This is a genomic window from Patescibacteria group bacterium (assembly GCA_018817715.1).
In the GTDB taxonomy this organism is placed as follows: domain Bacteria; phylum Patescibacteriota; class Patescibacteriia; order Veblenbacterales; family UBA10138; genus JAHITT01.
The window spans coordinates 109,755-136,244 of sequence record JAHITT010000006.1; the positions used below are offsets into that span (position 1 = coordinate 109,755).

A 26,490-nucleotide genomic window follows, 5' to 3' on the forward strand; every position below is an offset into this window, starting at 1 on the left:
ATTATTTAACCAATACTCTAGGTAATAATGGATTAATAGCCGTTATTACCTCATAATTTATAGTACCAGATTTAATGCCTATTTGCTCGGCCGTTATCTGCTTTTTACCTTGGCAGCCCAATAAAACAACTTCGTCATTAACCCTAACCTTAGCTAATTTAGTTACATCTACCATGGTTATATTCATACAAACACGACCAATAACCGGGCAAAGCTGACCTTGGATAATAACCTCCCCTTTGTTAGATAAAGACCGACGATAACCATCCCAATAACCTACTGGCAAAACCGCCATAGTAATGGCTTGTTTGGTAGTATAGGTGCGTCCATAACCAACTGTTGCACCTTTAGGCAATTTTTGCAGTTCAATAATAAAAGTTTTCCAAGTTAAAGCCGGCTGAAGACGAATTTTGGGCTTAAATTTATTAACAACTAATTTATTTTCTGCTGACGGCCACAAACCGTAATAACCTATACCCAAACGTCCCAAATCATAATGAGAGTTTTTAAAACTATTCAAAGCGGCTGTACAAGCTATATGACGATAATATTTATCCGGCAACCAAGCTTGACCTTTTTCCAAAAAAGCTGAAAAATTTCCCAACTGTTCTAATAAAAATCCAGACTGTTTTGATTCGGCAGTAGCCAAATGAGAAGCCACACCTTCCAATTTTAACCAAAGAGAATTCCTTATTTGTTTAAGAAAATCATAAGCTTGTTTATCGCGTAATCCCAAACGAGCCATTCCAGTGTCTATTTTTAAATGAACACGAGCGGGCTTTTTAACTTGCTGCCCCGCTTTACTTAAAGCTAATAAAGCCGACTGCTCGTAAACCACAAAAGAAATTTTTTGTTTAATAGCTTTTTGTAAATCAAATTGACGTAACGGCTGGTAATAACTTAAAACTAAAATTGGCAAATTAATTTTAGCCGCCCGTAAAGAAAAAGCTTCGGCTAAAGAAGCTACACCTAACCAATCTATTTTACCCGAAGACTCCCCGACCTTGGCGGCCAAAACCAAACCATGTCCATAAGCATTACTTTTTACTACTGCCATTAATTTAGCTTGGCCACCTAAAAAAGACCTATGAACACTTATATTGTTCAGTAAGGCTTTACGACTTACTTCTAGCCAAGAATAATTAGGATAATCTTTCATGTTTTTAGCCTGCTAACCTATTTTAGCTAGGCCTCCCATATAAGGCTGCAAAACCTTAGGGATAATAATACTGCCGTCAGCCTGCTGATAGTTTTCTAAAATAGCTATCAAAGTACGACCAATGGCAAAAACTGTTCCGTTAAGCATATGAACAAAATCCATTTTACCCTCGGCTGTTTTATAGCGAATATTCAAACGCCTAGCCTGAAAATCCGTGGTAGTTGAACAAGAATGAGTTTCTCGATATTTACTCTCCGAAGGAATCCAAGTTTCGATATCATACTTACGAGCAGCTGGATCTCCTAAATCCGCTGTACACATCTTAATAACTTGATAAGGTAATTTTAAACCTTGCATCAATTCTTCTTCTATAACCAAGAGTTTATCGTGCTCCTTATCCGAATCCTCTGGTTTAGTAAATACTACCATTTCCAATTTATCAAACTGATGAACGCGTAAAATACCTTTGGTATCCTTACCATAACTACCGGCCTCACTTCTAAAGCAAGAAGAAAAACCAGCATATCTTTTAGGTAAATCTGTAAGTTCTAAAACTTCATCCATATGCATAGGCCCGATTGATTGTTCAGAAGTACCTACTAAATAAAGCTGTTGTTCTTTTAAATGATAAGTTTCTTCTTCCCCACCATTTTCCAAATAACCCATAGCTTGCATGGCTTTTTCACTAATTAAAACCGGCGGCACTACTGGCACAAAACCATTTTTAAGAACCACTGATAAACCATACTGGACTAAAGCAAATTCCAATAAAACCGCTTCATTTTTTAAATAACCAAACCTAGAACCTGACACTTTGGCGGCCCGGGCCATATCTATTAAATCGTGCTGCTCCGCCAAAGTTAGATAATCTTTAACTGTAAAATTAAAATCCGGCTTACTACCTACCTGCCTTAAAACCTCATTATCATTTTCTGTTTTACCAACTTTAACATCGGGCCGAGCCGGATTAGGCAGGCTAAGCAAAATATCATTTAACTGGTCAGTTAACTGTTTTAATTCTTGCTCTTTAGTTTTAAGAACTTCCTTTTTAGCCTTGGCTTCAGCTCGATCCGCCTCGCTTACCAACTTATCCCCTCGACCTTGACGTAAACCATCCACTTCCGCTTGCAAAGCCCTTCTTTGATTATCCAAATCCAAAATAACCTTAATATCTATAGTCCGATTTTTAGCCTGGCTAGCCTTAACTACTAAATCCGGATTGTCTCTTAAATATTTTATATCAATCATATTTGGGAAAGATAAGAATCTAATTGCTTAATAATTTCCGGCCGATGACGAAAACCCGCTTCTGCTAATTCTTGATAAGATAATTCCGCTGACATTTTATTGTATTTTGACACAAAAAACAAAGAACGGAAAGGGTAACCCACTATCCTTTTAGAACAGGTTGCTTCGGCAATATAACCAGTCATCCCTTGAGCAACAGCTATGTGCACTTGATTGGCTTTTATAACTAAAGCGGTAGCTATAGCAAAATGACAAGTTCTTTTATTCCAAGATACTCCCTGTAAACGACGTAAGGTTTCACTTATTAATTCATCATCCGTAGCTTCTTTGTTTGAATTTTCAAAAATCCGACGCGAAGATACGCCCGGCCAACCACCTAAAACATCTATTTCTAAACCGCTATCATCGGCTAAAGTTGGCAAACCAGACAACTGATAATAAAACTTAGCTTTGCTAAGTGCGTTAGCCTCAAACGTTTTACTATCTTCCGGCGCTTTATCAGTTATAGCCATATCTTTAAGAGAAACTAAATCAAAAGAATAATCTTTTAATAATTCAGCAAACTCGTTAAATTTAGCTGGGTTATGAGTGGCAATTAACAGTTTGGGCATAATTATTTTTTTCTAGGACCAGACGGCGATGTTAAATCATCAAACTTTAAACCTAAATTTAATAATTTTTCTGCCTGTTTAATTTCCTCGGCCACGCCCACGTGGTCTAATTCCTTCAAATCTTCCAAACTTACCCATTTATAATCCACAAAATCATGGGCATCAAAATTAACTGCTTGACCATCATCAGCCAAACGACACAAATAAGTAAACACCCTAACTGCTTGGCCATCCGACCTAATAAAAGCCGTATCACGCAATAAAATCTTGCCGGGCAACACATTTAAACCTGCCTCTTCTTTTACCTCTCGCTGTAAAACTGATTCTATATCTTCCAATCCTTCAGTTTTACCCCCAGGAAAACACCATTTGTTAGGATAAGCAATTTCCCGTGGATGGCGCTTTAATAACAAATAGCGGCCGTCTTTATTCCTAATTACGGCCGTGACAGTGACAATATACAATTTATTCTGCTTGTCGTAGGGCATAAATATTTAATGAGAGAAAATCACCTGATTAACCCTATCCCCTAAATGCTTATGCTTAATTGAGCCGCTAAAAGTCAGCCCTTTTATAAAATCTTTATCTTGATGAATATTAATTACTGATTTATAATTTTCCGTTGACTCGTTCAAGGCTTTATAAAATTCTTCTGAAGCATAATCATTAACCACACACCCCACTTCCGGATTTTCTTTAATTTGTATCAGTTGATCAATGCTTTCAAAAACAGTTTTTTCCATTAAAGGTTGGACAACTTGACCCAACCCCTTACTAAAATTAACTAATTTTAATCTCAAACTAATGCCTGATTCTGACATATAATACAAAGAATCTAAAACTGATTTGTTTAATGGTTCTTCTGTGCCACCACCACTTAAAGAGTCTGTAGAAAACTTATATTTCCAAATATTTTGATTGTCTAAAAATTTTTCTATAGAAACTATATACTGTTGACAAAGACTTTCTTTTTGAATGCCCGAGCCAGTTAATTTAGCGTTGTGATTATAGTCTTTTATTAAATTGTTTAAAGAATCTTGAATGTCTTTTAACTTTTTTAAATCATCAACCGAAATTACCTCATTTTTAAAAGGGTATTTACTTATTTCAGAAAATTCTTGTTCTTGTTTATTTTTAAATTGACCAAACGCCTGAGCAAACCCTGAATCTGGCGCAAAACTGTTCATAAAATTAAACTTTATTAATTATCTCTCATTGGCGGGAACAAGACAGTTTCTCGTATTGGTTTATCAACAATAAAACTAAAGAGTCTTTCTGAAAAACCAAAGCCAGCCGCCGGTGGCATACCATACTCTAAAGCTTCAATGAAATCATTATCCAACATCATTGCTTCATTATCGCCACCCTCTCTTAATTTCATTTGCTCGGCAAACCTTTGTCTTTGTTCTTTAGGATCATTAAGTTCGCTAAAACCATTACCTAACTCAGAACCAGCCACAATTATTTGCAATCTTTCCACCCGATCAGGCATAGTCCGATGTGCTTTAGCCAAAGGTGAAACCTCCAACGGATGATTTATCAAAAATAACGGGCCCACTACTTTAGGGCGAACTAATTTTTTCCAAAATAAATCAATCAAACGCCCAGCACCCATACTATCTTCATAGCGAATTTTGTTTTTTTCTAATAATTTACGCAAATCTTCCACCTTGGTTACCCCAGCTAAATCCTCCCCTGTATACTCTTTAATAATTTCAAAATAATCTTTTTTCGGCCAATCGCCAGACCAATCTATTTCTCGGCCATCATAAGTAGTGATTAAACCACCACTAACGGCCTGAACAATAGCCTGATACATTTTTTGCGTAAAAACCAACAAATCCTCATAATCCGCATAAGCCCAATAAAATTCACACATGGTATAATCCTGTAAATGTTCGGTATCTATGCCTTCGTTGCGAAAAACTTTACCAATTTCAAAAACCTTACCAAAACCACCGACCAATAAACGTTTTAGTGGTAATTCCAAAGAAATGCGCAAATAAAAATCTCGATCTAAAGCATCGTGATGAGTAATAAAAGGACTGGCGTCGGCTCCACCGGCAATAGTTTCCAAAGCTGGCGTATCCACCTCCATAAAGTCAGCCGCTTGCAACCAAGTCCGGGCTGTTTGCCAAAATAAAGACTTTTTTTTAAAAATTTCTCTTGTCTCCTCTGACATCATTAAATCTAAATAACGCCGCCTTAATCTTTGTTCTACATCTTTTAAGCCATGCCATTTTTCCGGCAAAATCTGTAAACCTTTAGCCAGAGGAATTAATTCACTAACTAAAACAGTCAATTCACCACGTCGGCTTTTTACTAAAACACCCACGACACCAATTATATCTCCCCGATCTAAATTCTCGGCTAATTGCCAAAATTTTTGATTAACTATTTTTTCCACCAAAGCAATTTGCAAACTACCGGTTTCGTCCTGCAAAGTAGCAAACCACAATGAACCATGCGATCGCAAGGTCATTAAACGACCAGCTGTTGTAAAAATTTGACCCCTAACTGCTTCGCCAGTTAATAAAGGTATTTCCTGTTCAAAAGCTTGGCTACGAATATCGGCTATGGTCTGTTGTCTTTTAAAATCACTAGGATATTGCTTAAAACCCAAATCCTGCCAAGTTTTTAGCTTGGCCTGACGACTTTTTAATTCTTGATCTTGGCGTATAGACATAAGTTAAAGATATGGCTAATTTTACCCTTTATTTAGCGGCTTGGCAAACTAAAACAAGCCATCTTAAAAAACTAAAGATGATTAAAAAAATATTCAACAATTATTAACTTATTTTAGTAATTTTATAAATCACTCGACCAACTGGCAAACTAACCTCTACTTTATCTCCCACCTTGCGCCCTAAAAAAGCCTGGCCCAAAGGTGATTCATTGGAAATTAAACCCATTACTGGGTTAGCCTCATTGGAACCCACAATAGTGTATTCTTTATCACCCTGAGGAGAAGTAAAAGCCACTTTGGAACCAACCTGCACCTCATCACCGCCGGTTGAATCTGGTATAACCTCAACATTTTTTAAAATATTCTCCAACTCAATTATTTTACCCTCAATAAAGCCTTGTTCAGTCTTAGCTTCCACGTACTCGGCATTTTCCGACAAATCTCCTAATTCTTTAGCCTCTTGAATGCGCCAAGCAATTTCCTTACGCTTAATTGTTTTAAGCTCCTTTAATTCAATTTTAATTTTCTGCAAACCGTCTTTAGTGACGTAATTTTGTCCATTATTATTTGTCATAATATATACAATCTAAAAACCGGCTCTAAATTTATACTACTTAAAAATGGCCGGTCATTAAGAATAGCTAAAAGATACTGGTCGACACTTATTTTGTCAAGATTTAATAAATACCAAGATGCTTAAATTTCTGAATCTAAAAAATCAGAGCCAGTAGGTGCATTAGAAAAATATTCGGCCATCATTTTACGCACAATTGGCACAGCTACACTAGAACCTTCTCCACCTTGCTCCACCATAGCCACCACTAATAAAGTTGGCTTATCATAAGGCGCATAACCCATAAACCAAGCATGGGTTAAGGTCTGACTACCGGTTTGAGCCGTACCGGTTTTACCAGCCGCTTTAACCGGCAAACTATTCAAATACCTAGCACTACCATCGGTAACGGTTTGCCTCATACCTTTTTGAACAATTTGTAGAATTTCATCACTTAAACCAAAATCTTCCATTTCTGTAACAGGTGTTTGTTGTGTCCGACGGTCCGGCCAAACTATTTCTTTTAGTAAATGAGGTTTTTTAATTCGACCATTAGTAACCAAGGCTGAATAATTAACAGCTAACTGCAAAGGGGTAACCAATAAATCACCTTGACCAATAGAAATATTATAAGTATCACCTTTATACCAACGCTCATTTAATTTATCTAACTTCCATAAAGGGGTTGGAATAAAACCCAACCTTTCACCAGGTAAATCTATGTTTCTTGGTTGCGAAAAACCAAATTTTTCCAAATAAGCGGTCAAACGACTTATACCTAAACCGCTGTCTGCTTCACCACCGCCACCCAACAAATAAAAAAAAGTATTAACAGATTCAGCAATCGCCTTATAGACATTAACTAAACCATGCCCACCGGCTTTCCAATCAGCAAAATATTGATCTCCCAGACGAACCCCTCCACTACTAAAAAAAGTAGTTTGCTCGGTTATAACACCTTCCTTTAAACCAGCGGCTGCCCAAAAAGGTTTAATAGTGGAACCAGGCGGATACTCGCCAGCCAAAACTCTATTAAATAAAGGTTTGGTTTGATCTTTAAGCAAATCCCTAATTTTATTATTATCACGATTAATAGTAAAAATATTAGGATTATAACTAGGATAACTAACCAGGGCTAAAATTTCACCGGTTTGCGGATTTAAAGCTACCACACTGCCACCTTTTTTAGCTGGACTAGCCGCCTCTTTTAAAGACTCATAAGCAACTTTTTGTAAGCCGGCCTCTACTGTTAAAACCAATTTAGCGCCCGGCACAGAAGCTTGGGCGGCATAAATTTTTCTTTCTTTCCCAAAAGCATCCACTTCCACTTGTTTTTTCCCAGGCTGACCGCGTAAAGCCTCTTCATATTGCATTTCTAAACCAGCTTGACCTATATAATCATTTATTTGATAACCTTGATTTTTTAAATCAGTATATTGTTGAGCAGAAATTTTTCCTACATAACCCAATAAATGAGCAAAAGATTCACCAGACAAATAATCTCGAATATTGCTAGGCTCAACTCTTAAGCCTTGGTAATCACGGCTAACCACCATAAGTTTTAAAGCCAAATCATGAGGAATATTTTGGGCAATAATAACCGGTAAATAAGAAAAAGTAGACAAATCAACTAATTCATCTTTATCAATGTATTCAGCTGGCACCGAAGCCAAAATCTCGTTTAAAAATTGCTGACGAACAGTTTCATCGCGTGGCATATCAGCTGGAATAGCCACCACGCTAAAAGTAGAATTATTCCGTATTAAAGGTTGGCCCTGCCGATCGGTAATCAAGCCTCGTTGAGCGCTAATTATTTCTAACCTAATACGGTTACCCTCAGCCACGCTACGCCACCTTTGGCCTTGCCAACCTTGTAAATAAAAAAGTTTTATAAAAAATATAAACAAAACTAAAGCCACAGCCACAGCCAAAACCATAGGCACGGCCTGACTAATAACTCGTCGCAAAGTACCAACACCGCTTTCTCCCAAAGTAGTACCCTCTAATCTGCGCCAACTAAAACCAGTCACCTTACGGTCCTTTATGTTACCGCCATATTCTTTTATAACAAAGGGATCACGACGCCAATTAGACATAATTAAAAGTTTTTTTAAATTTAACTTTATACCAACCTATTATACTCAAAATTATTAAAACTCCGGCAATATAGCCCAACCAACTTAACCAAGATAACCAACTAAAAGACACTGGCAAAAAATAATCAAAACCCAAACGCCAACCTAACCACATCACACCCCAACGAATCAGCCGCCAACTAATAACCCAAGCAAACATATTAAGTGCCCGACCTAAATTAGAAGATTCGGCTAAAAAATCTTCAATAAATTGACGATAAATTATGCCGGATAAAAAAGCGGCTATAGTATAAACCGGCCAATTAGAAAAAGTTATAACATCTATTAAAAAACTGGCTACTAATAAAGCCGTCCAAGGTTTTAAAAAACCCATTTGCCAAACTAAATAAATTGGCCAAGCTAACAATACAGCATCAGCCAACAGCGGATTAAAAGTGGCTAAAGCTTGGCGCACTAACCATAAAACAATCCCGAATATAATATTAAACCACCAAGACATAATAGCTTATGGTTTTTTTAAAACGTAAAGATATTTAAAACGGTCTAATTTAACTGGCGGAGTTACCACAGCCGATTTAAAAAAGGATCCTTCGTTAGCCTCAATAGCCGAAACCACTCCCAACAAAAGACCGCTCGGTAATTGCGGATCAGTATTACTAGTCACAGCTAACTCTCCTACCTCCACCGACTGATCCTGAGGTAAATAACGAATACGTAAAGCTAAATTATATTCACCCACTGCTAAACCCTGAGTACGACTATCATTTAAGACTTGGGAAACTAAACGACTATTAGGGCTAGTAGTTAAAATAAAACCAGCTGTTTTTTCATTAACACTTTTTATAGTACCTACTAATAATCCACCGTAAGAACCTTCATTAGTTTTAAGTCCAGCGACCACAGCCAAACCAGGCTGTAAATTCTGTTGCTGACCAGCGTTTATTAAATATAATGTCCCACTATCATCGCTTTGTCGCCCAAGCACTTCAACAGCTTGAGCTTGCCAATCTAAAGGTTTAGATAAATTCAGTAAAGATTTTAATTCAACGTTATCTTTTTTTAATTGTTCTTTGTCCGCCTCTAAAAAAGATAACCCAGCTACCTGATCTATTAATTCGTTATTCTGTTTTTTTAGTTCTTGAGCTTTTAAAAATACCCCAAACCAATCAACCGTCCGGCTCCAAGTGGTAACCACTGGAACAGTAACATATTGAAATGTACCAACTATAAAACCCCAAACATAAGGATTGGCTAAAAGAAAAATAATCAGTAAAGCCGCTCCTATTTTACCTAAGCGGCGCCCTAAACTAACTGGCATAATTTTTATTGTCCATTATTTAGTGGAAGGCAATAATAAATCCCTAGTATGTTCAATATCATCCAAAATAACTCCAGCCCCGCGCACCACAGCGGTTAAAGGATCGTCGATTACTTGAATCGGTATAGCCAATTCACCAGCCAACAATTTGTCCAAACCTTTAAGTAAAGAACCCCCGCCAGTCATAACGATACCTCTTTCATAAATATCAGCTACTAATTCAGGCGGGGTGTTTTCAATAGTCGATTTAACATTTTCCACCATAGCCCGAAAAATCTTTTGTAATGATTCACGAACTTGCGTATCATTAATAACCACTTCCCTGGGTAAACCAGTCATTAAATCGCGTCCCCTAATTCGCATTTCTATTGGTTCGTCTAGGGCTACAGCACTGCCTATTTTCATTTTTATTTCTTCAGCTGTCCTATCGCCCAACAATAAATTAAAATGATCACGAACAAATTGAACTATATTGTCCGTCATTTCATCACCAGCAATACGCAAAGAGCGTGACATTACCACGCCACCCAAAGAAATAACAGCAATCTCGGTAGTGCCGCCGCCAATGTCAATAATCAACTGACCGGTAGCATCCCTGACTGGCAAACGCGCGCCCAAAGCCGCCGCCATTGGTTCTTCTATTAACAAAACTTCCCTGGCTCCGGCCGACTGTGCAGCATCTTCCACTGCTTTGCGTTCCACTTCAGTAACATCCAAAGGAATGCCTATGACTACGCGGGGCCGGGGGGAAATGGCATAACTTTCTTTATGCACGCGATCAATAAAATACTTAAGCATTTTTTCGGTAACTTCAAAATCCGAAATTACCCCGCCAACCAATGGCCTGGTGGCCACAATATGCGGTGGAGTTTTGCCTATCATTTTTTTGGCATCATGACCAACGGCCACAATTTGATCGGTTCTGGTGTTTATAGCCACCACCGAAGGTTCGTTTACGACTATCCCTTTATCCTTAACATAAACCAAGGTATTAGCCGTACCCAAATCAATTGCTATATCGCGGGAAAATCTACCCAAGAAAGACTTAAACATACAGCCTAATTCTATCTGATGCTAAGCCTTATGTCCAGACTAAGATTGAACACTAAATTTATTCAGTACTTCCGACACTGTCAGCAAAATACTTTCCTGAGAATTTCTAGCTTTTAATTCTACTTTGGGCAAGTTTTTTTGCCCAACTATAACTCGCCAAGGCATACCCAACAAATCAGCATCTTTAAATTTAACCCCGGCTGATTCATCCCGATCATCATATAATACCTCCACTCCGGCCTTACTTAGTAAAGTATATAATTCTTGGGCTGATTGACTAACACCAGCCTCTTTACCCAAATTAAGCAAATGAATTTTAAAAGGCGCCACTGCTTCCGGCCACATAATTCCCGCCTCGTCATTAAAAACTTCTACAATCGTACCCATTACCCGCCCGGGCCCAATACCATAAGAAGCCATAATAACCGGTTTTAACTCGCCGGCTTCATCGCTGTAATAAAGTTTAAGGCTTTCGGAAAATTTAGTGCCTAATTTAAATATATTTCCAACTTCAACGCTCTTGCCTTTAAGCAACTTGGTTTGGTGGCAATTAACACACTCTTCACCTGCCTGGCCTTTGGCTACTTCTAAATTCTGAGCATAGCTACAATTTGGACAATAAATTACGTAATCCTCACCCGCTTCAGTTAAAACCTGAAATTCATGGGAATATTTTTTAGTAAAAGCCCCACCCGAAGCTTCCACCACTAAAGCCTTAAGTCCACAACGTTCAAAAACTTTTAAATAAGTTTGTTTAACTTTTTCATAATAAGCATCCAAATCCTCTTCCGTAGTATGAAAACTGTATAGATCCTTCATAACAAATTCCCGGGTACGCATAATGCCCGATTTAGCCCTGGGCTCATTGCGGAATTTGGTCTGCAATTGATAAACGTATTTAGGCAAATCACGATAAGAACTGATAAAACGTTTGGCAATTTGCGTTATGGGCTCTTCATGAGTCCAAGCCAGCCCCACACTGGCACCTGATTTTTCTTCAAATTTATACATTATTTCTTCCGGCGTTACCCAACGATCAGTTGTTTGCCATAATTCTTTGGGTTGCAAAGAAGTCATAACCAATTCTTGGCCACCCACGGCATTCATTTCTTCCCTAATAATCTGGCAAATCTTATTAAAAACCCTTAAACCCAAAGGCAAATAACTATAAGCGCCAGACATTTGCTTGTCTATGTAACCGGCCTGGGTTAATAAACGGGCATTAGTTGATTGTTCTTCACTGGCCACTTGCCGAGCGGTTTTACTGAATAATTGTGATTGCAACATATTCTAAGGCTAGCAAACTAAACCACAAAAGACAACTTTTGTTAACTATAATCAACTTTATTTAAAAATTAAAATTTTCCCCTTTTGTACCAGGCCATTAACAACAACACAACAGCCGCCAAAAGCAACCAAGAAGTAACTGTCCAATCTACAAAAGCCACAAATAACATTAAAACTATGGCGCTGGCGGTAAAAATTTGATCTTTAGGCATAAAATTAATCAAAAATAATTTTTTCCAAAGCATTTAATTTTTCTTGAAACTCAATCATTATTTCCTCAGGTATTTTATCAACAAACCCGCTATATTTTTTAGCCCTATCTTCGACCCATTGACGCATTGTTTCTAATTGCATTTTAACTGTTTCATAAACATTCGGATCCAATTCCCCTTGAGCTGCTTGCAAATGTAAAAAAATAGCGTCAAAGCTAGTAATAAAACAATCCGCTAAATTATAAGCCGGTAAACCTTCTGGAGACTTTGGCCTATTATAAAATTCCATTTGGGCGGCGGCTGGAGTTTGTTTAAAAACATTACGCAACGCTTCTAATTTATTTTTTTCTGCTAAAGGTTCTTTTTCCATAAATTAAAGCAACTATCAAGAATAAACTCTCTGCTACTGTAGTTTAATACCTAAACCGCTTGCTTGACAAACTAGTGTAGAACAATCTTATTAAACCTTACTCTAAGCTTAAAAATAATTTACCTAATTTACCTGTTCCACAACCCTTGACTTTCTCACCTCTAATTATATATTTAACTGTTATTTAACAATCAAGTTTTGTGCTTAATAACTTGGAGGGGAGACAAAATTAATTGTGCTGGTCTGTTTAGCTGGTACTAACTAGCTCTAACCAGAGGTCAATTAATTCGAAACAGTGATCTTTGGATCAAAACTGTTTCCTAAGTTCTCCTCCAGATTAATAAATTCAAACCATAAATATCCAGCTTACTACAAGCTGGATATTTTATTCAATAATCTTTTCCGGTATTCCATTTCTATTAACCAAATAGCTAAACAATCAAAAATTATAAAACCAGCCAACCACCAAGTTGGCCTAATTAACCAATGATACGCTTGGTATGTTAATATAATAGCCAAAAATAATTCATACCAACGGTAAGACCAAAGCCAGCCACGATAAACAGCTGCCGATAGCACTATTTTAGCTGAGCCCTGTAATAAAAAATATACAGCCAAAAAAAACTGCACTTTAAAAGAAATATGGCTGGAAAGATTGGTTAAATAATTGGCTATAAAATCTGATGGATCTTCAGCTAATTCCCGCCAAAATAACCAACCCACTAAACCCACAATCGATCCGGTCGGGTTAAACCAAAGTATTAAGCCGGCAAATAATTCAGCCAAACCTTCCAAAGATTTACTAATAATCGTAATATCAAACAAACCGTGTAAAACCTTATAAAGCCTGGCTTTTTTCTTAATCATAAACAGCCACTAATTTACTACCAAATTTTTTAATTTTTTTTAACAAGACAAATAACAAATCCTTTTTTCTTTTTAATAAGCCACCAGCTAATATTAATATCTCCGGATTATATTTATTTGCTAGATCAGCTATTTTTGGATGTAACCAACTAACAAAGTTATCTAATCCGTCAGATTTTTTAATTTTATACTCGCTTTCCCACGGTTCGCGCTGTTCCAACTTTTTTATTTTCTTAACCCGACCGTTCTCGGCCACAGCTCTCCCCACACCCGTACCTAAAGTTATAAGCAAAATTTTCTTAGTTTGCCAAAGTGGTTTAGTTTTTAAAATTTGCCGCAAACGCCATCTGGCATCATTATCTACTATTAATTTAACACCAACTGGCAGTAATGTTTTAAAATTAAAATTCTTTAAAAAAGGGATGTTACTGCAACTTATAACTTTAGTACCACTTACCCGCCCGGCCACGCCAATATCCACCACACTAATCTGCTGATCGCCTGATAATCGACTAAACAATTTGCTAAAATTTTTTTTAAAATCTACTAAATTAGCTAACTGTTTAATTTTAATGGTCTTAATTATTTTTTGTCCACTAACCAAGCTAGCTCGAACATAAGTACCGCCGATATCAAACAAAATTTTAAAAATTCGTTGGCTCATAAATCAGTCTTTTATCAAGTGTCTATTATATCCTTCTTTTACTAAAAATTCATAAGCTGCCCAAACGTCATCAGGAATCTCTTGCGGTATTTGAAAACCTTTTTCTGGATATAATTTAATCCTTTGTAAATCTCCAACTATGATATTTATTAAATCGATTTCGGGTATCTGCTCGTTAGGGTAATCTTCAAAAGATATTCTAGGTGAAGTAACTATTAAACTCTTTCCCGGCCATAATTTTTTAAAAGTTGCGTAAGCTCTTCTCTCCATATAAGGCTTTTGTACCACCATAAAAGAATTAGGATTGACGTTCTTTTTCCTTAAAAGCTCTTTGGTAAACAAAATATTTTCTCCAGTGTTAGTGGATTTATTCTCGATAATAATTTTTTCCTTAGGTACTCCTTTGTTAACGGCAATTTCAGCAAAGATATCCGCTTCACTTTTTGACCAAATATCCTTAGTCAAATTACCCAATCCACCGGAAAAAATAATCAAAGGGGCATAACCTTCCAAAAACAAATCAGCACCCATCTCGCCCACTCTGACGTCATGACTGCCTAAAACAAATATACAATCAGCTTTTTTCAACGATTGATTAAGCCGGTGGTAGTTCCACAATATTTTAGCCGCTTTATGTACCTCATTACCCATAAAACTAATTAACGTAAACTAAGTAGCTAGCCAACCGCCGTCCACATGTAAAGTGGCGCCGGTTACATACCCAGCTTCCCCTGAAGCCAAAAACACAGCCGCGGCCGCCACTTCTTCGGGTAAACCCATTCTGTTAAGCGGTATGCGAGCCATAAGCCCTTGTAAAGCTTCTTTGGGTATATCAGAGGAAGAGGCCATAGGCGTATCTATAGCGCCGGGGGCTATAACATTAACTGTAATACCCAAAGGCGCCCATTCTATAGCCATAGTTTCGGACATACCAATAACCCCTCCCTTAGAAGAGGTGTAATGAACACCCCCAGCAATACCCACACCTACCTGCCCCGAAGCTATAGAAGAAATATTTATAATGCGACCCCATTTATTCTTAGTCATCAACTTAGCGGCCGCCTGGGCGCAAAAAAACTGACCTTTTAAATTTATATCTATAGTTTTATCCCAATCGCCTTCTGTTAATTCAGTGGCGGCTTTAGGCAGATAAACTCCGGCATTGTTTATTAAAATATCCAGCCGGCCATAGTGTTTTTCCACTTCAGCAAATACCTGATTAATTTCTTGTAAATCAGTTACATCCATTTTAAAAGCTATAGCCTGGCCACCAGCGCCAATTATTTCTTCGGCTACTTTTTGGCACTCTGCCAAATTTATATCTGTTACCACCACCTTAGCGCCCTGACTAGCTAAAGCTTTAGCATGCGCTAAACCCATGCCCTGCTTAGCTCCAGTAATAAGAGCGACCTTGCCTGTTAAATTAAACATAAATTTATTAATTTAAATAATTAGCTAAAGATTTTATCTTTTTTATCTGAATATCAGCTGCCGATAAATCCCCACTGACTTGCGAATACAAACCTACTGTTTTAAAACCGATTTTACTGGCCACAGGAAACATTTTCGGCATATCATCAACATAAATAATTTCTGTGGGTTGTAATTTAAAAAGTTTAATAGCTTTTAATAAGCCTTGCGGGTGCGGTTTGGGCTTAACAACGTCTTCCCCAGCCACAATAAAAGAAAAATAATCTTCTAAATCAAATTTTTGCAAACCATTTTTTACAATATCTTGCCCGGCCGCACTTAAAATTCCCATTTTTATATTATTTTTATTTAACTTTTGTAATAAACTTTTAACACCCGAATTTGCTTTAATGTATTTTTCGTATTTTTTATATCGACTGTTCATTAAATTATGAACTTTAGATAATTTATTTTTAGGTACGCCGTGCTCCAAATAAAACCCCTGCCAATCTTGGTGTATGTTTTTAAACCAATAAGCCATAGACAATCTTTTTCCGCCTAAATCGACTATCACATCACACTCGGCCCGACCACAAGCGCCTAAATCATCCACTATAACCCCGTTATAATCGAATAAAACAGCTTTTATTTTATTTTTTGTTTTAATTTTGCGAATCATAATAACTACTTTATCCACACTGTTTTAATATTAGTAAAAGCCTTAATACCATAGGCACCCATTTCCCGGCCATAACCGGATTTTTTTATGCCGCCAAAAGGCAACCGGGGGTCAGATTTAACCATAGAATTCACAAACACCGAACCGGCTTTTATTTGTGGCACTAATTCTTGTATTAATTTTTCATCCTTAGTCCACAACGAAGCGCCCAAACCAAAACGGGTGTCGTTGGCTATAGTAATAGCTTCGGCTGAATTTTTTACTTTTATAACCGCCGCTACCGGACCAAAAACTTCTTCCTCATAAGCCGGCATACCTGGTTTAACATCTGTTAAAATAGTTGGCTGATAAAAATAACCGGTTTTAGCCAAGCGCCGGCCACCGCACAAAATTTTGGCCCCTAATTTAACCGAAAGATCCACTTGTTTTTCCACTTCTAATAAAATTTGCTCTGTAGCCAAAGGGCCAACATTGGTTTCTTTATTTTCCGGATCGCCCACTATTAAATTTTGATAATGTTTTAACAACTGACTAACAAACTGATCATAAACTGGTTCTTCCACAATAAATCTTTTAGCCGAAATACAGGTTTGTCCGGCATTATTAAGCCTGGCTGTTACAGCCACCTGGCAACTTAAATCCACATCCGCCTCTTGTAAAACTATAAAAGGATCACTACCGCCTAATTCCAAAACTGATTTTTTAATAGCTTGGCCGGCAATAGCGGCCACGCTTTGCCCGGCTGCTTCACTGCCGGTTAAACTAACTCCTTGTATTCTGTCATCCTTTATCACCTCGGCTACTCTGGTTGAGCCTATTAATAAATTTTGATAAATATTTTCCGGACAACCACTATCTTTAAAAACTTTAGCAATTAATTCAGCTGATTGTGGCACATTGGAAGCATGTTTTACTACCACAGTATTACCAGCCATTAAAGTAGGCGCCACAAACCGAAAAACCTGCCAAAACGGAAAATTCCAAGGCATTACTCCCAAAATAACGCCTAAGGGTTCAAAAACAACATAACTGGAACCAGCGTCGGTTTTTATGACTTCTTTATTTAATAAATCTTCTCCAGCTTCAGCGTAATACTCCAGCACCCAAGCACTTTTTTCTACCTCACTATTAGCGGCCGCCAGCGGCTTACCCATTTCTTTAGTAATAATAAACCCTAAATCTTCTTTATGGCTTCTTAAATAAGCAGCTAATTCATTTAAATGTTCTGCTCGCTCCTTATAACTTAAAGCACTCCAAGCGGTAAAGGCCTGCGCCGCCAAAGCCAGCTTATTATCAAGTTCGCTTGAAGAAATTTCTTGATACTCAGCTTCGACTTTTAAAGTAAAAGGATTTTTGGAAATAAAAGGCATAAAGTTTAAATCCTAATTAATTGACACGTTAGATGTCATCCTGAGGCCTTAGCCGAAGGATCTCAACACCTAAAAATTTGCTAACAAAATTCTTCACCCTACGAACGAAGGGTTCAGAATGACCCTACTTTTGATTCTTACAGTTCACAGGTTTTTTGTTTTAGCTCTTCATCAAAAACTTTTTTATTTTCACTGTAATCTATAGGACAATCTATTATTTGCACCCCGCCTAAAACCTTAGCTTTATCTAAAGCCTTGGTAAAACCTTCAGCCGATTCTACTTTTAAACCACCAGCGCCAAAACTTTTAGCTAAACTAACAAAGTCGGGGTTAGTAAAATCTAAACCAAAATCAGTAAAACCCATTTGCTGTTGTTTCCACTTTATCATACCCAGGCCTTTGTCATTTAAAACAACCACTACTAAATCCAAACTCAAACGAACAGCTGTTTCCAAGTCGCCTAAAGACATCATAAACCCGCCATCACCCACCACGGCCACCACCAATTTTTCCGGATTAAGTAATTTAGCCGCCATAGCCGAAGCTAAGCCGGCGCCCATAGTAGCTAAAGCGTTATCTAACAAAACTGTATTAGGTTCCCGAGCAGGAAAATTCCTAGCCAGCCACAATTTATACATACCATTATCCAAAGCCAAAATACTGTCTGCTGGCATAAAATCCCGCAAGTCTTTAGCTAATCGTTGCGGTTTTAAAGGCCAAGCTGAATCGTCAGCTTTTTCTAAAATATGTTCTTTTAATTTTTGGCTTAACTTTTTATAATAAGAAAAATCCCAAACAACACTAGGTTTAATTTTTTCGGCCAGCGCCCACAAAGAATGAGCAATATCGCCTACCACTTCCAAGGTTGGCGCATAAACATAATCCACATCCGCCTCGGAAAAATTTATATGAATAACCTCTCTGTCACCCTGAGCCATAATTAACGGCGGTTTTTCCACTGTTTCATGACCAACAACAATTAATAAATCTGCTTTTTGCAAAGCGCAGTGAATATAATCTCCCTCGCTTAAAGCTGTATTGCCGATATAACATTCTTTGGTTTCGTCTAGCACGCCTTTACCCATTTGCGTGGTTATAAAAGGAATACCGGTTTTTTTTACAAACTCGCTTAAGTGCTTATGAATTCTTTTGCGATTGGCCCCAGCGCCAATTACTATTAACGGCCGTTGAGCTGACATTATTTTGTTAGCCGCCTCGGTAATAGCTTTGGGGTCGGGCCCGGGTCGTCTAACTTTTACTGGCAACAAAACTTGCTTGTCGGTTATATCTTCGGCTATATCCTCAGGCAGTTCTAAATGAACCGCGCCCGGCCGTTCGCTTTCGGCCACTTTAAAAGCTTCCCGCACCATAAAGGGCGCCCGATCAGCGCTAACTATAGTACTAGCCAGTTTAGTAACCGGCTCCATCATTCTAACCACATCTAATATTTGAAAATGACCTTGCCTAGATTTACGCAAAGCTTTTTGCCCAGTAATTATAATAAGTGGCATACCACCTAAATTGGCATAAGCCGCGCCGGTTACCAAATTGGTAGCACCGGGGCCCAAGGTACTTAGCACCACGCCAGCTTTACCTGTTAAACGGCCATAAGTAGCCGCCATAAAAGCGGCGGTTTGCTCGTGTCTGGTTAAAATAAACTTTATTTGCGTTGATTTACTTAAAGCTTGTAACAAAGACAAATTTTCCTCACCAGGCAAGCCAAAAACATATTTTACGCCTTCTGTTTCCAAGGCTTCCACTATAATTTCCGCTGCTGTTTTAGGGTTTTTATTTAACATAAACGTCCATCTATTTTAGCAGACTACCGAGCTTGTATCAAAAAAACCCGCTAACCTTCTTAAATTCACAAAAACATAAGGAACTGACGAACACCTCAAAGTAAAAAACACTGAGCCGTTCAGTGATTTTTTGGCTAAAATTAAATAATTTAACCTGCCTTTTCCTTATCAAACAAATAATGTTTTAATAAAATAATCAGCACCCACGCGACGCAAATAATTAAAACCCACTTTAAACCCATAATTTTAAGGGCCGATGGACCAAGTTTAAAAACCAATATACCCCAAAAAGTTTCCCAAAATACTATGCCAGCCAAAGAATAAGCGGCAAAACGACGCCAAGGAATTTGTAAAATTCCCGCGGCCGTAGCTGTCATGGCGGCTAGATTAGGATTCCAGTAAGTAAACAAAACCGCTGTGGATTCCTTACTAACTAGTTTTTGTTTAGCCAGTTCAATGGCTTTGCTAAAACCGAATTTCATAAATAGTTTGTACCAACCATACTTACCTAATAAATAACTGACTGAATAAGAAGCCACAAAAGCCAGCATAACAATAAGCACCATAGTAACGACTTTTAAAATATCCTGACCCGAAGATATTACTCCCAAAAAAATAATGACTCCACCCGGAAAATACTGGCCAACAATAAAAAACCCTTCTAAAAAGGCGCCCAGAAATACCACCCACAAACCTAATTCAGAAAACTTTTCCAAAATCATGTTAGCGACTGATTCATCCACTGGCAATCCCAATAGGCGCCAAATTACGTAAACAACCAAATAAGTGCTCAGCACTATAATGGGTAAAATCAACAGACCGATTATTTCTTTAAATTTAGTCATACTCAAAATATAACATTAATTTAATAAATAATCACAGAAAAACTAATAAATTGACTTTTCTAAGTATTGGCTTTAAGGTAAGGGCAAATAAATAAAGCATTATTAAAAACAACATATAAAGGTGCCAAATGAATCTACAAAAATTAATGGAGCATTTTTTTAAACTCTACGGCAAAAGAAATAGAATATTCCTGCAAAACTTATTGCAGCGCATAGTCTTTTTAAATCTGGCTATAGCCGATTTACAAGAAGCTATCAGAAAACAAGCCGACCCAGCTGATTTAAAAATAGCTTTAGCAAGAATAGTGTCTAGAATTTTCTGCGTAGCCGATTACTTTGCTAGCGACCAACTGGCGGTTGTTATGTCTCAAAAATACCCCAATAGCCATTGCAGTTACTGCCAAAAATTACCTTGTAAGTGTCCAGAAAAAAGACCTAGCAGTATATTAACAAATCCAAACCCTACTCAACTGAACTGGACCTTAAAACAATGGTGCCGACATTTTAAAAAAATCTACGGCGCTAAAAATAAATCCAAGGGTCTTGAAAATATTCTTAACCGCTTGTTCAAGGAAATAAGCGAACTATTGATACTAGCTATGAAAACTCCCAGCACTTTTTCCGCCCATACAACCATAGACGACATAGAAATAGAATTTTCCAAAGAACTAGCTGATACTCTAGCCTGGACAATAGCTATAGCCAATTTATTGACAGTTGATTTAGAACAAGCTGTTTTGGAACGTTATGGTAATGGCTGCTGGAAGTGTCATAACACTACCTGTACCTGCACGGAATTCAATTATGACCAAGTGTTTTGGCCATCGGTAAAATAATAATTATTATGACCAAGTTGTTTAAAAAACAACTTGGTTTTTTAATATTAAAAACAACAAAATAACCTAAATTAACCTGTGGATAACATAGGCTAATTCGTACGAATTAGCCTATAAAGAAATTATTTAAAGGGATGAGACTTTTTAAACTCTTCTAGGACTCCAGATTTTTTGGCTATGGACAACAATTTTTTATGCAAATGTTTGTTACTTAATAAAGCGCCTTTAATAAACCCGTTATACTTTTGTTCCTTCCCCCATAAATCTGTTACCTTACCACCAGCTTCCTCCACCACTATTTTAGCCGCCGCAATGTCATGGGCTAATTTACCATTAAATATACAACCATCAAACCCGCCAGTAGCTATTAAAGAAGCCGCTTCAGCTACCGAATAAACCTCGGGCGTGCGAGCGTTTTGTTTATGAAGTAAAACAGAAGCGGACGAACTTTTCCAACCGGTTTTTATTAAAGCGCCAGCCAAAATTTTTTTATTGCTTACTGATAACTTAAAATTCTTTTCCACCAAATAAGCGCCCTTGCCTTTTTCGGCCAGTACTGTGCGCCTGGCTAAAGGATTACACAGCACTCCAGCCACTGGCCGACCATCTATAACAATAGCGGCCGAAAAAACAAACAACGGCGCGCCAATAATAAACATATGCGTGCCATCTATGGGGTCCACCACAAATAATTTACGACCAATTGTTTTAGAACTTATTTCTTCACCCAAGACATCAAAATCCGGGTAAGCCTTGGCCACCTCGCGCAGAACCATTTGGTTAACAGCAATGTCGGCCTTGGTTACGGCATCCAATCCCCAATCAGCCTTTTTATTTTTAATAGTATAACTTACCCCACAAGGATTGTAATACTTAAGCATTAGCCGACTAGCTTTGCTGGATAAGTTTAATAGGAATTTTGTTTGCTTGCTAAATTTTTTCATAAAGACAAATTAAGATTGCCATTCAAAACTATCTCCCAACCAACCGCTTTGGATAACAAGTTTGTAGTAAAATTATTCTTTATCAAACAATGTTGGCTTCTGTCCGTTTGTAAATTCTTCGGTTGCCAATTCCTTGTGGCGTAATTCGTCATATCCCTCAAAATCGCTCACGCTCGCAATTTTAACTGCCTTGAACCCTCTTTTTTCCATTGCCTTGTCCACGAGGAAAAAAGTTTGAACGCCGCCCTCTTTTTCTAAAAGTTTTAGGGCTTTCTTGCGGTCATCAATTTGTTTCGCTTCGGCAAGATGCTTGCCTTTAACATCAACGACTATCCACTTGCCTTCGATAAACGCAAGAAAGTCCGGATAAAATGGTGCTGGCTTTACTTCAACGGGATACTCAAAAGGATCATTTCTAACCCAAAAACTTTTCTTTTTCTTGTCCAATGAACAAAGATGCTCCAAAGCGTCAGCGACCCATTTTTCGGGCGGCGAATCAAACTTTACAAACGGACGAGCAGAAAATTTATATCCTTCAACAATAATACCTTTCTGCTGTAAGTGCGAGGACATGGGTTGATGAGAAGGAATCAAGTTGAGAGTAAGTCCGTCTCGTTTTCTAACAGTAATTTTGCCATCCACAAAAATATCTTTTACATTTTTCTTTCGGAATATAAATTGTCTCTTGAACATCAATTCAAATGCGCCTTGTCCGTAAAATTCAATAATACTCTTTTTTAGAGCTTTCAAGGCGCGTTTATAGTCCACCGCGTAGGCGGTATCAACCTGTATTCCGGCACCAATAATGTTTTCTATCAGCTTCTTTGCAGTATCAAATGAGTTATTTCCGATAAATGAGCCAGTTTGTTCTATAAAATCTAACGCCCAGCGCGCAATTTCGTTTTTAGGCAAAGCTATTGTTCTGCGGGTAGTCGCTGGCTTGTCAGTCTGCATGGCGATTTCATCAGTTGTAATTTCCGCATAGTCAATCATTGCCAAAACTTCTGGCTTTAGAACTTTGTCACCCTTGGAAAGCCCGCACACCTCATCAACAAACGCTTTAACGCTTAACGATTGATCTTTTAGCGCGTCTTCAAAACTTTTACCGGTTGCAGTTGGTTTGATCTGCAAAATTGGAATTTCGTAGTCATCAATAATTTTTCTGTTTACTTTATTCTCGCGGTCTTCTTCCTCGGTTGGAATTTCAACATTTGCCGGCGACAATGCTAATTTTTGCCGAATTTCTTCTACGATTTGATCAAAGCGGCGGCCCCTCTCGCAAATAACATGTAAAATTTCGCTCTGCTCTTTTAGTTCATCGCCCAAAATATCAAACTCCCGTTTTTCTTTGTAAAGTCGGAGACCACGCCCGATAAGTTGGGCCGCCGCGAGACCAACTTTCTCAACAGTATCGCCCAAAACAACGATTGTATAAAAATTGTCGTAATCAACGCCCTCGGTGAATATACGGACTTGGTTTACAACTTCGGCATTATTGTCGTCGAGCGATTGATAATCTGTCCAGACCTCTTCCTCGCTTTTATTTTCGCTATGAATGGTGAAAACAGATTTTGCCACTCGCGACAATTTTTTTACTAATTCTGATTTGTTTTTTGGTATATTCGTACGAACAATTTTAGCAATATCGGTTCCTTCACGATTTACTTGTTCCAACACATCATCAAGCTCGCCCGCAACCGAATCAGGCCAATTTTTGAGATAATCATCAATCGCGTCCGCGTGTTTTATAGTTCTTGCTTTGGTAAGCAACATCGCTTTTTTCACTGGCGCGTTAGCGGCGGCAAGCGACTCGGTTTTTAGCAAATGAATCAACATGCCCCAAACCAATTTCTGCTTATCACTATCGGTCACTTCGTCTGAAATTTTCTCGTCGCTTGTTCCGCAACCAACCGCAAAAATCCTCTTGCCATATCCCTCTCCAATATATCTTTGCATTGGATACTTGTATAAGTTGTCTTGTCCAAAACTCTCGCTACCACCTTTTTCAAGTGATGTTGCGGTAAATTCCAGCACAGCGCTCGGCAAGAGCTCAAAAATTGCTTCTGCGGTTTTCTTTTGCTGGTAGTGGTGTGCTTCATCAGAAATAATGACTGGCCGCTTTTCGCGTAAAAATTCCACAAACGATATGGTGTGTTGCCCGCTTTTATCACGCCACAATGATTCTTCAAGCGGCCGGCGAACATATGGTGTCCCTTTCATTGTATCTTCACCGTCTTTTTTGTTCGATGAAGCCGCTTTATCGTAAAACTTCTGCATGTTGAAAACATAGAAAGAAACGTCGCGATCATCTTCGTAATTGCAGGTTTTATCACGATAAGAATTTCCCGTAACCAAGTTGTAGGTTAAATTCCAACCGTCGCCAAAAATGCTTTTTACTGCGCGCGGCGTAAAGTTTTCTATCGTCTTATCAAACAAAATTGTGTTCGGAGTGAGAATAAGAAAATCTCTAAAACCTCGGTGGTATAAGTCCAAAATCGCCGCGCCCATCAAAAGGGTTTTGCCGGAACCGGTCGCCATTTCAAAACCGACCTTATTCCACCCAACAATCTTATCGTCATCGTCTTTTCCTTGTTGAAGTGTTTTCTGCTTTAAGCTCCGGCTGTCAAACTTGTCTTTCCAAAAAAGTTGAAATGCGCTCAATGCTTCTATTTGATACGGGCGCAAGGCAAATTTAAGCAAATGCTGTATCTTTTCGTAATTCTCAATCGTTTTTGGCGACGGCGAACCGACGGCAATTTTGTATTGCTGGTCTTGGCTCACTAAATCGTAAAATGTTTGCGGTTTTGTTCTCATAGTAATTTATATTCTCTCAAAATTGCTGCCGGTATCTTTTTTACCATAACGCGATCGTCCAACGAATCTGGCGGCACGGAAACGGCGACATTGGTAAAAATTGTTAGGTGTTTGAATTTTTCTCTTTCCAATTCGGCAATAATTTTTTCATATAGATCAGCCGTTAGTGTTTTTACTTCTCTTGAAGCAAAAGAAATGGCGAAATGATAGCGTGCAGATTGGTGCTTGCCGAGATACATACCTTCCTTCTCCACCCACTTCGTCTCTATCGGTCTGTATTGGAAATGTAAAAATACTGCTTCGGCCATTTCTGCTGCTTTCAGCGACCAATTCATATCTTGTTCATGTATCACGCTCTCGCCTAGTTGGTAGTATTTGAACCCTCCGCCACCTTTCCAGTTCACATCCTTGCTTATCCCTGTTTGATCTTTCCCAGAGATGATTTTTTGTAGGCGTGGCATGATGAGTTCGTCAGCGTGACGTCCCATTTCTACCATAATCCAACGACGTTCCATTTTGTGCGCCACGGCTCCCGTGGTCCCAGAACCAGCAAAAGAGTCAAAAACCAAATCATTTTTTCAGTCGAGATTGAGATAATACGCTGTATAAGTTTTTCAGGTTTTTTTGATTTGGGAAAGTCAACCCCTCCTTCGCCCGCAATTCCTTCCCAAGAAATATCGTCCCAAATATCTGTTATCGCCTCTACTGGCAATAGATTTCCATCCACTTCCTGTAATCTTTCTCTATAAAATAGGACTCTCTCGCCCCCAATGAATAAATAGTCCATATCATCATTTGGATGTCTAACAATTTTATTCTTGAGTTTGCGCGACTTTTCAAGAGTCTTAATCCTCTTGAGACGAGCTCCACCAGTAACCGACGCCGTACGAAAGACTCTCTCGGCATTTTTAATTGCAAAAACTCCTCTTTCAGCATTAAATTCATCCTCTCTTAATTCTTTTTTTGCGTCCCTTGCATTTGAAAATCCAAGCTCTAGCGCCACAACTTCATCAATATTCTTCCATGACCATTTATCTTCTGGTTTTTTTATATCGTCAAAAACCCAACGATATGCTTGATCATATCCCTTTTCAATAAATGTCTTTTTGAATTTCAGTTGAGCAGAGTCTTTTGCGAAAATCAAAAGGTTATTTGCTGATTTGAAAAGCTGATTTGAAGTGTGCTTAAAACCAAAAGGACTATTTGCTTTTATAGTCACAGTATTTAGATAATTCTGTCTGCCAAATGTCTCATCAAGCAAAACACGGCAATACGCGACTTCTTTATCATCCAAATGTACGAAAAGAATCCCGTCCTTTCTCAAGAGTTTGCGTAGCAGAAACAACCTGTCGCGCATCATTGTTAGCCATTCAGAATGTTCAAGATTGTCGTCATAGTGTTTGAAGGCGTTCCCTGTATTAAATGGAGGGTCAATATAAATACATTTCACTTTTTCCTTATCCGGTCGGCCCTTAAACATCTCAACCAAACTTCGCAAAACTAACAAGTTATCGCCCTTGATAAGCATGTTATCGCCTGTCTTGTCGCCAAAGTCTTTGGCAAAGCGTAAAATGCGCGGTTCGGCAACGCGAATATCATTTTTCGGCACCCAAACCGGCCGGACACCCTTGCCCTCCTTTTCGTCAATTTCGTAGTAAAGCGAAAGGTC

General features: G+C 38.2%; 25 protein-coding genes and 1 pseudogene. 1 reads left to right on the plus strand and 25 read right to left on the minus strand.

Annotation, left to right across the window (positions count from 1 at the left end; genetic code table 11):
* Position 1: 1 nt before the first annotated feature.
* The 22 genes from alr to KKC17_03730 all read right to left on the minus strand — a co-directional run bounded on the left by alr (position 2) and on the right by KKC17_03730 (position 20,227).
* Entirely contained in the window at positions 2 to 1,159 is a 1,158-nt protein-coding gene (gene alr / locus KKC17_03625; GenBank protein MBU1039281.1) for an alanine racemase, read from the minus strand.
* A gap of 12 nt (positions 1,160 to 1,171) precedes the next feature.
* Complete coding sequence (gene serS, locus KKC17_03630) at positions 1,172 to 2,407, minus strand: serine--tRNA ligase (GenBank protein MBU1039282.1); 1,236 nt, start codon at positions 2,405 to 2,407, stop codon at positions 1,172 to 1,174.
* Positions 2,404 to 3,018 (minus strand): non-canonical purine NTP pyrophosphatase, encoded by a 615-nt coding sequence (locus tag KKC17_03635; protein MBU1039283.1) that lies wholly within the window; start codon positions 3,016 to 3,018, stop codon positions 2,404 to 2,406. Before KKC17_03635 ends, serS begins: the two co-directional genes overlap by 4 nt.
* 2 nt (positions 3,019 to 3,020) lie before the next feature.
* Entirely contained in the window at positions 3,021 to 3,506 is a 486-nt protein-coding gene (locus tag KKC17_03640; protein ID MBU1039284.1) for an NUDIX hydrolase, read from the minus strand.
* A 6-nt stretch (positions 3,507 to 3,512) separates the two neighbouring features.
* Positions 3,513 to 4,205, minus strand: a complete 693-nt coding sequence (locus KKC17_03645; GenBank protein MBU1039285.1) for a hypothetical protein — start codon at positions 4,203 to 4,205, stop codon at positions 3,513 to 3,515.
* 14 nt (positions 4,206 to 4,219) lie between these two features.
* A complete protein-coding gene (gene lysS, locus KKC17_03650) occupies positions 4,220 to 5,704 on the minus strand; it encodes a lysine--tRNA ligase (GenBank protein ID MBU1039286.1) in 1,485 nt (494 codons plus the stop codon).
* A gap of 103 nt (positions 5,705 to 5,807) precedes the next feature.
* Positions 5,808 to 6,278: a transcription elongation factor GreA gene (greA, locus tag KKC17_03655; GenBank protein ID MBU1039287.1), complete on the minus strand. Its 471-nt coding sequence runs from the start codon at positions 6,276 to 6,278 to the stop codon at positions 5,808 to 5,810.
* Between the two features lie 122 nt (positions 6,279 to 6,400).
* Positions 6,401 to 8,353 carry a penicillin-binding protein 2 gene (gene mrdA / locus KKC17_03660; GenBank protein ID MBU1039288.1) on the minus strand — a complete coding sequence of 651 codons (1,953 nt, stop codon included), beginning with the start codon at positions 8,351 to 8,353 and terminating at the stop codon, positions 6,401 to 6,403.
* A complete protein-coding gene (locus tag KKC17_03665) occupies positions 8,346 to 8,852 on the minus strand; it encodes a hypothetical protein (GenBank protein ID MBU1039289.1) in 507 nt (168 codons plus the stop codon). The genes mrdA and KKC17_03665 overlap by 8 nt, the downstream gene beginning before the upstream one ends.
* Before the next feature lie 6 nt (positions 8,853 to 8,858).
* Positions 8,859 to 9,671, minus strand: a complete 813-nt coding sequence (mreC, locus tag KKC17_03670) for a rod shape-determining protein MreC (protein ID MBU1039290.1) — start codon at positions 9,669 to 9,671, stop codon at positions 8,859 to 8,861.
* A gap of 15 nt (positions 9,672 to 9,686) precedes the next feature.
* Positions 9,687 to 10,724: a rod shape-determining protein gene (locus KKC17_03675; protein MBU1039291.1), complete on the minus strand. Its 1,038-nt coding sequence runs from the start codon at positions 10,722 to 10,724 to the stop codon at positions 9,687 to 9,689.
* 39 nt (positions 10,725 to 10,763) lie between these two features.
* Complete coding sequence (locus tag KKC17_03680; protein ID MBU1039292.1) at positions 10,764 to 12,011, minus strand: hypothetical protein; 1,248 nt, start codon at positions 12,009 to 12,011, stop codon at positions 10,764 to 10,766.
* A 68-nt stretch (positions 12,012 to 12,079) separates the two neighbouring features.
* Positions 12,080 to 12,223, minus strand: coding sequence for a hypothetical protein (locus KKC17_03685; GenBank protein ID MBU1039293.1), 144 nt, complete (start codon positions 12,221 to 12,223; stop codon positions 12,080 to 12,082).
* Between the two features lie 4 nt (positions 12,224 to 12,227).
* Entirely contained in the window at positions 12,228 to 12,593 is a 366-nt protein-coding gene (locus KKC17_03690; protein ID MBU1039294.1) for a hypothetical protein, read from the minus strand.
* A 369-nt stretch (positions 12,594 to 12,962) separates the two neighbouring features.
* The gene (locus tag KKC17_03695) at positions 12,963 to 13,460 is read right to left on the minus strand and encodes a DUF2127 domain-containing protein (protein MBU1039295.1); all 498 of its coding nucleotides are present in this window, start codon (positions 13,458 to 13,460) and stop codon (positions 12,963 to 12,965) included.
* The gene (locus tag KKC17_03700) at positions 13,453 to 14,124 is read right to left on the minus strand and encodes an ROK family protein (protein MBU1039296.1); all 672 of its coding nucleotides are present in this window, start codon (positions 14,122 to 14,124) and stop codon (positions 13,453 to 13,455) included. The genes KKC17_03695 and KKC17_03700 overlap by 8 nt, the downstream gene beginning before the upstream one ends.
* Before the next feature lie 3 nt (positions 14,125 to 14,127).
* On the minus strand, positions 14,128 to 14,775 hold the full coding sequence (locus tag KKC17_03705) for a YdcF family protein (GenBank protein ID MBU1039297.1): 648 nt from the start codon (positions 14,773 to 14,775) through the stop codon (positions 14,128 to 14,130).
* Between the two features lie 18 nt (positions 14,776 to 14,793).
* Positions 14,794 to 15,555 carry an SDR family oxidoreductase gene (locus tag KKC17_03710; GenBank protein MBU1039298.1) on the minus strand — a complete coding sequence of 254 codons (762 nt, stop codon included), beginning with the start codon at positions 15,553 to 15,555 and terminating at the stop codon, positions 14,794 to 14,796.
* Positions 15,556 to 15,562: 7 nt separating this feature from the next.
* Entirely contained in the window at positions 15,563 to 16,213 is a 651-nt protein-coding gene (locus tag KKC17_03715; protein ID MBU1039299.1) for an HAD family hydrolase, read from the minus strand.
* Between the two features lie 5 nt (positions 16,214 to 16,218).
* Positions 16,219 to 17,583, minus strand: a complete 1,365-nt coding sequence (locus KKC17_03720) for an NAD-dependent succinate-semialdehyde dehydrogenase (protein ID MBU1039300.1) — start codon at positions 17,581 to 17,583, stop codon at positions 16,219 to 16,221.
* Positions 17,584 to 17,720: 137 nt separating this feature from the next.
* Positions 17,721 to 19,382, minus strand: a complete 1,662-nt coding sequence (locus KKC17_03725; protein ID MBU1039301.1) for an acetolactate synthase large subunit — start codon at positions 19,380 to 19,382, stop codon at positions 17,721 to 17,723.
* A 149-nt stretch (positions 19,383 to 19,531) separates the two neighbouring features.
* The gene (locus KKC17_03730; protein ID MBU1039302.1) at positions 19,532 to 20,227 is read right to left on the minus strand and encodes a VTT domain-containing protein; all 696 of its coding nucleotides are present in this window, start codon (positions 20,225 to 20,227) and stop codon (positions 19,532 to 19,534) included.
* Between the two features lie 128 nt (positions 20,228 to 20,355).
* On the opposite strand from KKC17_03730, the gene KKC17_03735 reads away from it, so the two are divergent.
* Positions 20,356 to 21,063, plus strand: a complete 708-nt coding sequence (locus KKC17_03735; protein ID MBU1039303.1) for a hypothetical protein — start codon at positions 20,356 to 20,358, stop codon at positions 21,061 to 21,063.
* Positions 21,064 to 21,185: 122 nt separating this feature from the next.
* On the opposite strand, the gene KKC17_03740 is transcribed toward KKC17_03735, so the two are convergent.
* The 3 genes and pseudogenes from KKC17_03740 to KKC17_03750 all read right to left on the minus strand — a co-directional run bounded on the left by KKC17_03740 (position 21,186) and on the right by KKC17_03750 (position 26,349).
* Positions 21,186 to 22,007, minus strand: a complete 822-nt coding sequence (locus KKC17_03740; protein MBU1039304.1) for an inositol monophosphatase — start codon at positions 22,005 to 22,007, stop codon at positions 21,186 to 21,188.
* Between the two features lie 72 nt (positions 22,008 to 22,079).
* Positions 22,080 to 24,821 carry a DEAD/DEAH box helicase family protein gene (locus KKC17_03745; protein MBU1039305.1) on the minus strand — a complete coding sequence of 914 codons (2,742 nt, stop codon included), beginning with the start codon at positions 24,819 to 24,821 and terminating at the stop codon, positions 22,080 to 22,082.
* Positions 24,818 to 26,349: pseudogene (locus tag KKC17_03750) on the minus strand (site-specific DNA-methyltransferase). Before KKC17_03750 ends, KKC17_03745 begins: the two are co-directional and overlap by 4 nt.
* Between the last annotated feature and the right edge of the window lie 141 nt (positions 26,350 to 26,490).